Genomic DNA, 13240 nt, shown 5'->3' on the forward strand with positions numbered 1-13240 from the left:
GAAATCGCGACAGCCCCGTTACCAGTGTGGCGGTTGGTGCAGATGGTGTTTTTGGGACTAGGCTTGCGGGCATGGCTAATAAGACCGCAGCCCGCTCTGCAAGCCGAACGAGCAGGTCAAAGGCCACTCCGCGGGCTTCAAGCCGAAACGGACGCCCCAGCGCGCCGCGAAAGAGGGCGAGCGCGCCACCGAGGCGGGTCAGCCGGCGCCCAAGGCGGCGCAACCAGTCGATGCTGGTGGCAACCGGACTTGCCTGCGGCCGCGGCATGCGCGCCGCCTGGATGTTGGCCGCCAGGGGGACCGGTTCCGCAGCGCGGTCGATCGGTCGGGCGCGTGAAATCGATCCCGGACACCGTCGGGACGGCATCGCGCTGGTGCTGCTGGCCCTCGCCGTCGTCATCGCCGCCAGCTCCTGGTTCCACGCCGCCCGGCCGGTCGGTGCCTGGGTGGACATGCTGTTGCGGACGTTCATCGGCTCCACCGTTGTGCTGCTGCCGTTGATAGCCGTGGCGATCGCGATCGTGCTGATGCGTACGCAGCCCAATCCCGACACGCGGCCCCGGCTGATCCTGGGCGGCTGCCTCATCGCGCTGGCGGTTCTCGGCCTGCGCCATCTGTGGGCGGGTTCTCCTGAATCGCCGGAGTTGCGCCGGGGCGCGGCGGGCTTCGTCGGTTTCGCCATCGGGGGACCGTTGTCGGACGGGTTGACGCCGTGGATCGCGGCGCCATTGCTGTTCATCGGAGCGCTGTTCGGGCTGCTGCTGCTGACCGGCGTCACCATCCGCGAGGTGCCCGAGACCTTGCGTCACATGTTCAGCACCCGGCTGTTCCAGGGCCCTTACCTGGATGAATACGACGACGAAGACGGATACGACGAGGACGGGGCCTTCCAGGACTTCGCGGGCGACGACGCGGACACCGTGGAGGTCTTGCCGGAAGACTTCTCCGACGGGTACTACGACGCCTCCGTCGACAACGGTCTGCCCGCCTGGCCGTCGGCGCAATCTCCGAGCACCGAACCCGACGAGCCCGCCGCACCCGCACCCGAGCCCGCCTCGCGCAGCCGCCGCCGCGGCGCGCGCAAGGAGACCCAGGTGCTGGACCGGGTGGTCGAAGGTCCTTACACGCTGCCGCCGCTCGATCTGTTGATCGCCGGCGATCCGCCCAAGAAGCGCAGTGCCGCCAACACCCATATGGCCGGCGCCATCAGCGACGTGCTCACCCAGTTCAAGGTCGACGCGGCGGTCACCGGCTGCACCCGCGGCCCGACGGTCACCCGTTACGAGGTCGAACTGGGCCCCGGCGTGAAGGTGGAGAAGATCACCGCGCTGCAGAAAAACATCGCTTACGCGGTGGCCACCGAGAGCGTCCGCATGCTGGCACCGATTCCCGGGAAGTCCGCGGTCGGCATCGAAGTACCCAACACCGACCGCGAAATGGTGCGCCTGGCCGACGTGCTCACCGCGCCGTCGACGCGTCGCGATCACCACCCGTTGGTGATCGGGCTGGGCAAGGACATCGAGGGCGACTTCATCTCGGCGAATCTGGCCAAGATGCCGCACCTGCTGGTGGCCGGCTCCACCGGGTCGGGCAAGTCCAGCTTCGTCAACTCGATGCTGATCTCGCTGCTGACCAGGGCCACCCCGGAAGAGGTCAGGATGATCCTGATCGACCCGAAGATGGTGGAACTGACGCCTTACGAGGGCATTCCGCATCTGATCACCCCGATCATCACCCAGCCGAAGAAAGCGGCCGCAGCGCTGGCCTGGCTGGTCGAGGAGATGGAGCAGCGGTACCAGGACATGCAGGCGTCCCGGGTGCGCCACATCGACGACTTCAACGAAAAGGTGCGTACGGGTGCCATCACGGCGCCGCTCGGCAGCCAGCGGGTGTACCAGCCGTACCCCTACATCGTGGCGATCGTCGACGAGTTGGCCGACCTCATGATGACAGCGCCGCGCGACGTGGAAGACGCGATCGTGCGGATCACCCAGAAGGCGCGTGCGGCGGGCATCCATCTGGTGCTGGCCACCCAGCGCCCGTCGGTGGACGTGGTCACCGGCCTGATCAAGACCAATGTGCCGTCAAGGTTGGCGTTTGCGACGTCGTCGCTGACCGACAGCCGGGTGATCTTGGACCAGGCGGGTGCCGAGAAGTTGATCGGCATGGGCGACGGCCTGTTCCTCCCGATGGGGGCCAGCAAGCCGATCCGCCTGCAGGGCGCCTACATCAGCGACGAGGAGATCCAAGCCGTCGTCGCCGCCTGCAAGGACCAGGCCGAACCCGAGTACACCGAGGGCGTGACCACGGCGAAGACGAGCGGCGACCGCGCCGAGATCGACGCGGACATCGGCGACGACTTGGAGTTGTTGCTGCAGGCAGTGGAGCTGGTGGTGTCCAGTCAGTTCGGCTCGACGTCGATGCTCCAGCGCAAGCTGCGGGTGGGTTTTGCCAAGGCCGGGCGGTTGATGGACCTGATGGAGACCCGCGGCATCGTCGGACCCAGCGAGGGGTCCAAAGCGCGCGAGGTCCTGGTCAAGCCCGACGAACTGGCCGGGACCCTGGCGTTGATCCGCGGTGGCAGCAACGCCGACGGCGGGGGAGACGAGGGCTAGCTGGCGCAGCCATTCGCCTGCGTCGCCGCGCTCGCGTCAAAGGTGCAACAGCATGCGGGTGTTGCCCAGGATGTTCGGTTTGACGTAGCTGAGATCCAGAAACTCCGCGACACCCATGTCGTAGGAGCGGCACATTTCCTCGAACACTTCGGCGGTAACCGGGGTGCCCTCGATCTCTTTGAAACCGTGTTTGCCGAAGAACTCGGTTTCAAAGGTCAACACGAAAAGCCGCTCTAGCTGCAGGTCCCGGGCGACCTCCAGCAGCTTTTCCACGATCGCGTGCCCGATGCCGTGGCCGGTCATTGCGGGATCCACTGCAACGGTGCGGATTTCGCCGAGATCTGACCACAAGACGTGCAGGGCGCCGCAACCGACGATCTTGCCCTGGTACTCGGCCACCCAAAACTCTTGGACCGCTTCATAGAGCGTGACGAGGTTCTTTTCCAGCAAGATCTTCCCCGCGTACGTGTCAACGAGCTGCTTTATCGCGGGGACGTCAGACGTTCGCGCGCGCCGCACCAGCGGCCGGATATCCCGTTGACTTTCGCTCACGTTTGAACAGTATCGACGTCGAAGGCGGTGTGAGCTGGTCAACCGTTATTCTGATGCCGTGTCGGGGCAGCCTCAAACAGGAGAGATGCCACGGCGCGCCAGCATTGCCAACCTCGCCAATGTCTTGACCTTGTTGCGATTGCTGCTGGTCCCGATCTTTTTGTTCGCCCTTTTCTACGGTGACGGTCACCACTCGACCGCCCGGGTGGTGGCATGGGCGATTTTCGCGGTTGCCTGCATCACCGACCGCTTCGACGGGTTGCTGGCTCGAAATTACGGAATGGCGACCGAATTCGGTGCTTTTGTCGACCCGGTCGCGGACAAGACCCTGATCGGCTCGGCGCTGATCGGTCTGTCCATGCTCGGCGAGCTGGCGTGGTGGATCACGGTGGTGATCATGGCTCGCGAGATCGGAGTGACGGTTCTGCGGTTGGCGGTGATTCGGCGCGGTGTAATCCCCGCTAGTTGGGGCGGCAAGGTCAAGACTTTGGTCCAGGCGGTGGCAATCGGGTTGTTTGTGCTGCCCCTTTCGGGCTTCCTGCATACGCTTGCGAACGTCGTGATGGCCGTCGCGATCGTGCTGACCGTCGTCACCGGCATCGACTATGTGGCTTCCACGGCGAAAGAAATTCGCCGCGCCCACCCGGATTCACCCGCCAACCAAGATTCATAGGTCGTCTCGGGAACCACGCCGCCGCCGTCTGCGTTCAGCTCAGTAGATGCCGGCCAGGCGTGAACCCATACGAAGGAGACCACCATGGCGTCATTGGTACGCGAGGTCATCGGCGACGTGCTGCGCGAGGCCCGGACTTCGCAGAACCGGACGCTGCGAGAGGTATCAGATTCAGCGCGGGTCAGTTTGGGCTATCTGTCGGAGGTCGAGCGGGGCCGCAAGGAGCCCTCGAGCGAGTTGCTCAACTCGATTTGTGATGCGCTGGAGGTCCCGTTGTCGCACGTGCTGTTCGACGCCGCGGAGCGGATGGCGTCCGAGGAACGCGCCGAGAGCACTGGAACCATCGATGCCAGCACCAAGGTGGTCATTCCCCCGGTTGTGTCTCTAGCGGTAGCCTGACGGTCCTGTTTCGACCTGTTTCGACCAGATAGGCACACGGGGTGGGGCGATCCGCGCTCAACCGGTAATTTGAGCGACAGGGAATGCGCCCATCCGGCATACAAGTAACGAAGGCGGAGCTCACAGATGGCTAATCCGTTCGTCAAAGCGTGGAAATACCTTATGGCGCTGTTCAACTCCAAGATTGACGAGCACGCCGACCCCAAAGTTCAGATTCAGCAGGCTATCGAGGAAGCCCAGCGCAACCACCAAGCGCTGACCCAGCAGGCGGCCCAGGTGATCGGCAACCAGCGTCAGCTGGAGATGCGCCTCAACCGCCAGCTGGCGGACATCGAGAAATTGCAGGTCAACGTTCGACAGGCACTGACCCTGGCCGACCAGGCCACCTCCGCCGGGGACGCCGCAAAGGCGGCCGAGTACAACAACGCCGCGGAGGCTTTCGCCGCCCAGCTGGTTACCGCCGAGCAGAACGTCGAGGACCTCAAGGCGTTGCACGACCAGGCGCTCGGTGCGGCCGCTCAGGCCAAGCGGGCCGTCGAGCAGAACGCCATGGTGCTGCAACAGAAGATCGCGGAACGCACCAAGCTGCTCAGCCAGCTCGAGCAGGCCAAGATGCAGGAACAGGTCAGCGCGTCGCTGCGGTCGATGAGCGAGATTGCCGCACCGGGGAACACCCCGAGCCTCGACGAGGTGCGCGACAAGATCGAACGTCGCTACGCCAACGCCCTCGGTTCGGCCGAACTCGCGCAGAGTTCGGTGCAGGGCCGCATGCTCGAGGTCCAGCAGGCCGGCATTCAGATGGCCGGGCATTCCCGCCTCGAGCAGATCCGCGCGTCGATGCGTGGCGAGGCGCTGCCTGCGGGTGGCGCACCGGCGCCCGGGGTCACCCCGGCCACACCGGCTCCGCCCGCCCAGACCGAGAAGCCGTACGGGCAGTAAGGGTTCAGCGGTAACTGATGGCGGTCAAGTCGGGTCAACGTGGTCTGTGGCGTGGTCTGCTGCAGCGTGGGTTCGACACCGCCGCCGACATGGCCGACGTGGTCGCCCGCAAGATCAGTGCCGCGAGTGATCCGCGGGCCCGGTTGCTTCGGCGGCGCCGACGGGCGCTGCGCTGGGCCTGGATTTTCACCTTCGGCTGCGTGTTCTGGGGCTTGGTGACTGCCGTTCTGGCGGCTTGGGGCTGGTTCACGCTGCTGCTGCAGATCACCGGCGCGGTGGCGGTGGTCATGGCAATTCCGGCCACGCTGCTGTTCTTCCGCTATTACTGGCTCAAGTCGGAGCCACTGCCCGCGGAGCGGCCGACGACTCTGCGTCGGCTGCCGCCGCCGGGTTCGGCCGCACGGCCGGCCATGTATGCGTTGGGAGCTTCCGAACGCGGGTTCTTCTCGCTGCTGGGCGTGCTGGAGCGGGGGGCGATGCTGCCGCCCGACGAGATTGTGGACCTGACCAACGCGGCGAAGCGGACCTCAGCGGCGATGGCCGCTACCGCGGCCGAGGTGGTGTCGATGGAGCGAGCCGCACACGACACGCCGTCGTCGCGTGAGTATCTGGTGCCGACCATCAACGCGTACACCGCTCAGTTGGGTGCCGGCGTGCGTCAGTACAACGAAATGGTGACCGCCGCAGCGCATTTGGTCTCGGCGGCGAATGGAGAGGGCGCCGGGGCCGTCACGCCGCTGGCGCAACAGCGCTACCGCGAAGAACTCACCGGCGCGACCGATCGCCTGCTCGGCTGGGCGCAGGCGTTCGACGAACTCGGCGGTCTGCGCAGGGCCTAGCTGGGGGCTCGCTCCGCGCGAGCTACCGGCTACGGGAACTGCAGGCCGTTCAGGCCGTTCAGCCCCAGCAGCAGCCCGCCCGTGCCGCCAAGACCGCCGACGGCGCCGAAGTTGGCGCTAACTCCACCGTTGCCGCCGTTACCACCCTGGCCCCACACGAAGGCGTTGCCGCCTCTACCGCCGTCGCCGGCCTTGCCTACAAGCCCGTCGCCGCCGTTACCGCCGTTGCCGCCGTCGCCGAACACCCCACCCTTGCCGCCGGCGCCACCGGCACCGCCGTCGACGCCGCCGTTTACGCCCGCTCCACCGTTGCCGCCGTCGCCGCCGGAGCCGTAGAGCGCGCCGGCGTTGCCACCGGCCCCGCCTGCCCCGCCACTTGACTTGCCCGACCCGCCGGAGCCGCCGACGCCGCCATTTCCAATCAGCCCGCCGGTACCCCCACCGCCGCCGGCACCGCCGAGCGCGTTGGTGCCAATGCCGTACCCGCCGCTGCCGCCGGCCCCGCCGGGACCCCACAAGAGGCCAGCATTGCCGCCGCTACCGCCGGCGCCGGCGACCCCGTTGTTGTTGGTGGCGTCGCCGCCCGCGCCGCCACCCCGCCGGCGCCTAAAACCGTGCCGCCTGCCCCGCCAGCGCCGCCGCCACCACCGGCCTTGCCGCCGGCGCCGCCGTCCCCGCCGTCCGCGCCGTAACCGAACAGCCCGCCGGCCCCGCCGCCGCCGCCCTGGCCGCCCGTGCCAGTTGCGGCAAGGGAGGTCCCGCCCGCGCCGCCGTGGCCGCCACCAGGGCCGAACAGTCCGCTGGCCCCGCCGGTCCCGCCGGCCCCGCCGTTACCGTTGACGCTGGCGCCGCCGGCACCGCCCGCGCCGCCGGCGCCGAACAGCCCGCCGGCCCCTCCCGCGCCGCCGTTGCCGGCGGCGCCGCCGGCGGCGTCGTTGGAGGCTCCACCCATACCGCCGATGCCGCCGGCCGTGAACAGCCCGCCGGCGCCGCCGGTCCCGCCGGCGCCGCCCTTGCCCCCAGCGACATTTATGGAGTAGCCGCCATTGCCGCCGGCCCCGGCGTTGCCCCACAGCAACCCGGCGGCCCGCCGTTGCCGCCAGCACCGCCGTTAGGTGTCGCGGCTGAAGCTCCATATCCTCCGTCGCCGCCTCGGCCGCCGTTGCCGAACAGCCCAGCCGCGCCACCGTTACCACCCTTCTGGCCGCCGCCGGCTATGCCAGAGCCGCCGTTACCGCCGTTGCCCCACAAGATCCCGCCCGCGCCGCCGTCCTGCCCGGACCCCGGCTTAGCGTTGGCGCCGTTGCCGATCAGGGGGCGTCCCAACGCAGCTAGAAAAGGCGCATTGATGGCGTCGAGCAGTGGTCCCAGCGGAGATACGGCGGCCGCCTCGGTGGCCGCATACGCGTTTGCGCCCCCCGTCAACGCCTGCACAAAGCTTTGATGAAACGCCGACGCCTGGGCGCTGATGGCCTGATAGCTCTGGCCGTAGCTTGCGAACAGCGAGGCGACGGCGGCCGAGATCTCATCGGCACCCGCCGCAAGCACTTCGATGGTGGGACCCGAGGCGGCCGCACTGGCTGCACCCACCGCCGAACCGACGCTTGCCAAGTCCGTTGCTGCCGCCGACAAAAGCTCGGGCGCCGCGATCACAAAAGACATCCGGGACCTCCAAATACGCAATGGCTAACAGAGGCCTATCTGGGGGCCGCGAGCTCACCCTCGAGACTGGGCAGGAGAATCGTATAGCGGTTCAGCCTGAGTTTTTCCAGGTTTATTGCACTTCCGCCAAATTAATTTTTGGCGTGTCTCAGTTATCGCCCGGCAGCAAGACGATTTCGCCGAATGGATGTGCGCCTTGCGCTCGTTGGGGCTACAGGGTCGGTTTCAGGGACGGGATGACCAGCCCGACCAGACCCCGCGCCAACCCCTTGAGCATGTCGAACGCGTCCACATAGTCGCGCCACAACGTGATACGGCCGTCGCGCACCTCGAAGACTCCGCAGACCCAGAACTGGATTCGCAACGGGCCGAAAACCAACACGTCGGTGCGTTCGGTAAGGACCGCCGACCCGTCAGCTGCCACGCGGTGAATTTTCACCTCGAAGCCGATTCGCCCTTCCATCCTGCGTAGCAGCGCGGCGGTTCGCCGGCCGCCCTTGATCCGTGAATAACCGGCGTTCTCGTAGACGAGGTTGTCGTCGAATGACGCCTCGACGGTGTCGAAGTCTTCGTCCTGCAGTGCGTTCAGGAATCCTTCGACTACGCGGATGTTGTCACTGGTCGTTGTCTGAGTCAGCTCAGTCATGGTCGCCAGCCTAGGCGAGCACGGTTGTGGCAGGGTAGGGCCCGTGCGCGTCGCCGTGGTTGCCGGGCCAGACCCCGGACATTCGTTCCCCGCGATTGCGCTGTGCCAACGCTTGTGCCGGGCCGGCGACACGCCGACGTTGCTGACCGGGGTGGAGTGGCTGGAAGCTGCCCGCGGTGCCGGGTTCGATGCGATCGAGTTGGACGGCCTCAAAGCGACGGACGAGGATGTCGACGCCGGGGCCAGAATCCACCGCCGGGCGGCGCGGATGGCCGTGCTCATCACGCCGACGCTGCGCGACCTGGCGCCCGATCTGGTCGTTTCCGATGTCATCACCGCCGGCGGCGGCATGGCCGCCGAGCTGCTCGGAATCCCGTGGATCGAACTCGACCCGCATCCGCTGTACCTGCCCTCCAAGGGGCTGCCGCCGATCGGCAGCGGGTTGGCGCCGGGGACCGGGCTCCGCGGCCGGCTGCGGGACGCCACCATGCGGGCGCTGACGGCTCGTTCGTTGCGCGCGGGTCTGCGGCAACGCGCCGCCGCACGCGTCGACATCGGGTTACCGGCCCACGACCCAGGGCCATTGCGGCGACTGATCGCCACCCTGCCCGCGCTGGAGGTCCCCAGGCCAGACTGGCCGGCGGAGGCCGTCGTCGTGGGCCCGCTGCACTTTGAGCCGACCGACCGCATCCTGGACATCCCGCCGGGCTCCGGGCCCGTTGTCGTCGTCGCACCCTCAACCGCACACACCGGCACCGCTGGACTGGCCGAAGTCGCGCTGGAGAGTCTGATTCCCGGGGAGTCGCTGCCCGCGGGTTCGCGGCTGGTGGTGTCGCGGCTGGGTGGAGACGATTTGACCGTTCCGCCCTGGGCCGTCGTCGGGTTGGGCCGCCAGGACGAATTGCTGAAGCACGCCGACCTGATGATCTGCGGCAGCGGACACGGGATCGTTTCCAAGACGCTGCTCGCCGGGGTGCCGCTGGTGGTGGTGCCGGGCGGTGGGGACCAATGGGAGATGGCCAATCGGGTGGTACGCCAGGGGAGTGGCCGGCTGATTCGGCCGTTGAGCGGCGATGCGCTTGCGGCCGCGGTACGCGAGGTGCTGTCGACGCCGAGCTACCGGGCAGCCGCGCAGCGGGCGGCCGCGAGCATCAGCGAAGTTGCCGACCCGGTGCGGGTGTGTCACGAAGCGCTTGCTCTGGCGGGCTAGTCGGGCGGGCTAGTCGGCCTAGTTCCGCTGGGTATCTTGGCTGACGTGCGGCTGACGGAGTTCCACGAGCGGGTCACCCTGCGATTCGGTGCTGCCTACGGTGCGTCGGTGCTGGTCGACCACGTGCTGAGCGGCTTCGGTGGCCGGACCGCAGCCCAGGCGATCGAAGACGGTGTTGACCCCCGGGATGTGTGGCGGGCACTGTGCGTGGATTTCGACGTACCCCGCGACCAGTGGTGAGCCTGGACTAGAGGGGGCGGCTATAGCGGGCAATCGCCGCAGGTGCCGCCGCCCGGCACGCGATAGAACAAGCAGCAACTGCGCCGGGTGAACGCCAGCGGCGGGGTCATCACCCCGGTTCCGGCCAGGCAGCCGAGATTCAGCAGATCGTTGGTGATGCCCACGACCGGCTCGCGCAAGTCGGGCCGCGCCCGAAGCAAGGCATGGGCCGCTCCGACCAGGGCGGACGCGATATTGCCCGACAGCAGGGCGGGTGCCACCTTGACGCGCAGCCCGGCCGCGAACGCCGCCATGTGTTCCATGACGACAATGCGGTAGAGCAACGGCGCGGACGGCTGGACGCGTTCGCCGCGGGGTTCGGGTAGCCGCAGCTGGGCCCCGTTGTCGGCGCGCTGCAGGTCGGTCAGGTCCGGCAGGACACCGTGTGCCAATGCGCACGCCAGGACCGGCGACCACAGCCGGGCGGCGTGCCCGAGGTGGACCAGGGAAGCGCCGATTCGCAGCTCTGTCGTGCCGTAACGCTGGACGGTGGTGTCGATCAGATCCGCAAAACCATGGGCATATGACTGGTTGACGGGATGCCACCCCGCCGCATCACCGCCCACGGTCAGCGCGAAAAACCCTCCATAGGAGGAAATTTCGGACAGCTCCGCCGAGATGTTCATGGGATCTTCGGTAGCTGATACTGCCACACCGGCGTGTCGAACCATGATCGAACAGGTGTTCGGCTACTGTGGTGATCATCCGAACAGAACTTGTCAGACCCCACGCCTAGTGTCGCGGCTAACCGACCGAACCGGTCACCAACACCGATCACAGGAGAAGCATCATGGCGCAAGCCCCCGACCGTGAGAAGGCCCTCGAACTGGCGATGGCCCAGATCGAGAAGAGTTATGGCAAAGGTTCGGTGATGCGCCTGGGTGACGAGGTGCGCCAACCGATCTCGGTCATTCCGACCGGCTCGATCGCACTGGACGTCGCCCTGGGCATCGGCGGCCTGCCGCGGGGCCGGGTGGTGGAGATCTACGGGCCGGAGTCCTCGGGTAAGACCACCGTGGCACTGCACGCGGTGGCCAACGCCCAGGCCGCCGGCGGTGTCGCCGCGTTTATCGACGCCGAGCACGCACTGGATCCTGAGTACGCCAAGAAGCTCGGCGTCGACACCGATGCCCTGCTGGTCAGCCAGCCGGACACCGGTGAACAAGCCCTCGAGATCGCCGACATGCTGATCCGTTCCGGCGCGCTTGACATTCTGGTGATCGACTCGGTGGCGGCGTTGGTGCCGCGCGCGGAACTCGAGGGCGAGATGGGAGACAGCCACGTCGGACTGCAAGCCCGGCTGATGAGCCAGGCGCTGCGGAAAATGACTGGGGCGCTGAACAATGCGGGAACCACGGCGATCTTCATCAACCAGCTCCGCGACAAAATCGGCGTGATGTTCGGGTGTGGATCCTGGTATACCAACGTCACGCTGGCGGATGGTTCGACTGAAAAGCTTGGCAAGATCGTCAACCAGAAGATGGACGTCGAGGTTTTGTCATACGACTTCGAGTCCGGGCAAATTGTGCCGCGCAAGGTCACCAATTGGTTCAACAACGGCAAAACCGAGGAGTTTTTGCACTTCAAGGTCGAAAGAGCAGGAGGTGGGACTGGGCGTGGCCACGCTAGCTTGGCCATGACTCGAAACCATCTCATCCGGACACCCGGCGGCTGGCGTGAAGCCGAAGACATAGGTGTCGGTGACCGTGTCATGTTGGCGCAACCATGCATGCTCAGTGATCAGCAATGGGAAGTGGTACTGGGTTCCTTGATGGGCGATGGATGCCTTTCTCGGCCTGTTCGGCAAGATTCGGAAAGTGCTCGTCTTCGTATGGGGCACGGGGCAAAGCAGTCGGAATACCTCGATTGGAAGGTGTCTCTGCTAGCGAACATCCCGCATAGTCGCACCATCAATAGCAAGGGCGCAGTATTCGCGGACTTCACCCCGCTTTCGGAGCTTCACGAGCTAATGAGTGCTGTGTACCTGGGTGACGGTAAGAAGTTTCTTTCCGAGGAATACCTGAAGGCGCTGACACCACTGGCATTGGCCATCTGGTACATGGACGATGGCTCTTTCAGCCTCCGCTCTAAGGGCTTGCAGGAACGCACTAAAGGTGGAAGTGGACGAATCGAGATCTGTGTTGAGGCAATGAATGAAGGGTCGCAAGTGCGTCTCCGCGACTATCTGCGCGACTCCTACGGACTCGACGTACGGCTACGCCACGCAGGTTCGGCGAGTAAGGCGGTATTGGTCTTTTCTACACAAGCAACCGCCAAGTTTCAGGAACTCATCGCGCCGTACGTACACCCGTCCATGGCGTACAAGCTGCTGCCACGTTTCCGCGATCAATTCAATGTGGAGCCGCAGTTTGTTGCACCAACAATGCAGTTGATGCCGGCGCGAGTTCTCGAGATCGAGTCGAAGACGGACTATCCCATCATGAGCCGCTTCGATATCGAAGTCGAAGGTTCACACAATTACTTCGCCGACGGTGTGATGGTGCACAACTCGCCCGAAACGACAACAGGCGGAAAGGCACTGAAGTTCTACGCCTCGGTGCGCATGGACGTGCGGCGCATCGAGACGCTCAAGGACGGCACCAACGCGGTCGGCAACCGGACCCGGGTCAAAGTCGTGAAGAACAAGGTTTCGCCACCCTTCAAACAGGCCGAGTTTGACATCCTCTATGGCAAGGGGATCAGTAGGGAAGGCTCGCTGATCGACATGGGCGTGGATCAGGGCTTTATCCGCAAGTCCGGCGCGTGGTTCACCTACGAAGGTGAGCAGCTCGGCCAGGGCAAGGAGAACGCTCGCAACTTCTTGATGCAGAACGCCGACACGGCTAATGAGATCGAGAAGAAGATCAAGGAAAAGCTCGGCATTGGTGCAGTGGTGACCGATGACAGCGTCCTGCCCGCCCCCGTCGACTTCTGAGCCGTCTCGCGAGGAGCTGGCGCGGGCCTTGTGCCTGCGCCTGCTCACCGCGCGAGCACGCACCAGGGCTGAGCTTGCCGGCCAGCTGGCAAAACGTGGCTATCCCGACGACATCAGCAACCGAGTCTTGGACAGGTTGGCCGCCGTCGGACTGGTCGACGATGCCGATTTCGCCGAACAGTGGGTGCAATCGCGTCGAGTGAACGCGGGCAAGAGCAGGCGTGCGCTGGCCGCCGAGCTGCACACCAAGGGCGTGGACAACGACATCATCACCACGGTGCTCAATGGGATCGATGCCGGCGCCGAGCGGGCTCGAGCCGAACAGCTGGTGCGGGCCAAGCTGAAGCGGGAGTCGCTGACCGACGAGACGCGGGTTAGTCGCAGGCTGGTGGGGATGCTGGCACGTCGTGGCTACAGCCAGAATCTGGCGTGTGAGGTGGTCCTGGCCGAGTTGGCCGCAGAACGGGAGCGCCGGCGAGTCTAGTTTTATC

The 13240-nt window shown here is 66.0% G+C and carries 12 protein-coding genes and 1 pseudogene; 9 read left to right on the top strand and 4 right to left on the bottom strand.

Annotated elements, in window-relative coordinates; genetic code table 11:
- The first annotated feature begins 71 nt into the window (after positions 1–71).
- Entirely contained in the window at positions 72–2615 is a 2544-nt protein-coding gene (locus G6N68_RS09175; RefSeq protein ID WP_163710732.1) for an FtsK/SpoIIIE family DNA translocase, read from the top strand.
- A 36-nt stretch (positions 2616–2651) separates the two neighbouring features.
- On the opposite strand, the gene G6N68_RS09180 is transcribed toward G6N68_RS09175, so the two are convergent.
- The gene (locus G6N68_RS09180) at positions 2652–3167 is read right to left on the bottom strand and encodes an amino-acid N-acetyltransferase (RefSeq protein ID WP_163710736.1); all 516 of its coding nucleotides are present in this window, start codon (positions 3165–3167) and stop codon (positions 2652–2654) included.
- An 85-nt stretch (positions 3168–3252) separates the two neighbouring features.
- Between G6N68_RS09180 and pgsA the strand changes: the two genes are divergently transcribed.
- From pgsA to pspM, 4 genes are all read left to right on the top strand, one after another.
- Entirely contained in the window at positions 3253–3840 is a 588-nt protein-coding gene (pgsA, locus tag G6N68_RS09185) for a CDP-diacylglycerol--glycerol-3-phosphate 3-phosphatidyltransferase (RefSeq protein ID WP_163710739.1), read from the top strand.
- Positions 3841–3924: 84 nt separating this feature from the next.
- Positions 3925–4239 (top strand): transcriptional regulator ClgR, encoded by a 315-nt coding sequence (clgR, locus tag G6N68_RS09190; protein ID WP_163710743.1) that lies wholly within the window; start codon positions 3925–3927, stop codon positions 4237–4239.
- Between the two features lie 126 nt (positions 4240–4365).
- Positions 4366–5178 (top strand): phage shock protein PspA, encoded by an 813-nt coding sequence (gene pspA / locus G6N68_RS09195; RefSeq protein WP_163710746.1) that lies wholly within the window; start codon positions 4366–4368, stop codon positions 5176–5178.
- A 17-nt stretch (positions 5179–5195) separates the two neighbouring features.
- Positions 5196–6017 carry a phage shock envelope stress response protein PspM gene (gene pspM, locus G6N68_RS09200; protein ID WP_163710749.1) on the top strand — a complete coding sequence of 274 codons (822 nt, stop codon included), beginning with the start codon at positions 5196–5198 and terminating at the stop codon, positions 6015–6017.
- Positions 6018–6046: 29 nt separating this feature from the next.
- Here the strand turns inward: pspM and G6N68_RS09205 are convergent.
- Both G6N68_RS09205 and G6N68_RS09210 read right to left on the bottom strand, forming a co-directional pair.
- Positions 6047–7679, bottom strand: a pseudogene (locus G6N68_RS09205) (PE family protein).
- A gap of 211 nt (positions 7680–7890) precedes the next feature.
- A complete protein-coding gene (locus G6N68_RS09210) occupies positions 7891–8325 on the bottom strand; it encodes a limonene-1,2-epoxide hydrolase family protein (RefSeq protein ID WP_163710752.1) in 435 nt (144 codons plus the stop codon).
- Positions 8326–8368: 43 nt separating this feature from the next.
- On the opposite strand from G6N68_RS09210, the gene G6N68_RS09215 reads away from it, so the two are divergent.
- A complete protein-coding gene (locus G6N68_RS09215; RefSeq protein ID WP_163710755.1) occupies positions 8369–9535 on the top strand; it encodes a glycosyltransferase in 1167 nt (388 codons plus the stop codon).
- 45 nt (positions 9536–9580) lie between these two features.
- On the top strand, positions 9581–9775 hold the full coding sequence (locus tag G6N68_RS09220; RefSeq protein ID WP_443093973.1) for a DUF3046 domain-containing protein: 195 nt from the start codon (positions 9581–9583) through the stop codon (positions 9773–9775).
- Between the two features lie 20 nt (positions 9776–9795).
- Here the strand turns inward: G6N68_RS09220 and G6N68_RS09225 are convergent, their stop codons facing one another.
- Positions 9796–10440 (bottom strand): (2Fe-2S)-binding protein, encoded by a 645-nt coding sequence (locus G6N68_RS09225; RefSeq protein ID WP_163710758.1) that lies wholly within the window; start codon positions 10438–10440, stop codon positions 9796–9798.
- 164 nt (positions 10441–10604) lie between these two features.
- Between G6N68_RS09225 and recA the strand changes: the two genes are divergently transcribed.
- Both recA and recX read left to right on the top strand, forming a co-directional pair.
- Complete coding sequence (recA, locus tag G6N68_RS09230) at positions 10605–12749, top strand: intein-containing recombinase RecA (RefSeq protein WP_163710761.1); 2145 nt, start codon at positions 10605–10607, stop codon at positions 12747–12749.
- On the top strand, positions 12715–13233 hold the full coding sequence (gene recX / locus G6N68_RS09235; protein ID WP_163710765.1) for a recombination regulator RecX: 519 nt from the start codon (positions 12715–12717) through the stop codon (positions 13231–13233). The genes recA and recX overlap by 35 nt, the downstream gene beginning before the upstream one ends.
- Positions 13234–13240 lie beyond the last annotated feature (7 nt).

The organism is Mycobacterium bourgelatii, assembly GCF_010723575.1.
Lineage (GTDB): Bacteria > Actinomycetota > Actinomycetes > Mycobacteriales > Mycobacteriaceae > Mycobacterium > Mycobacterium bourgelatii.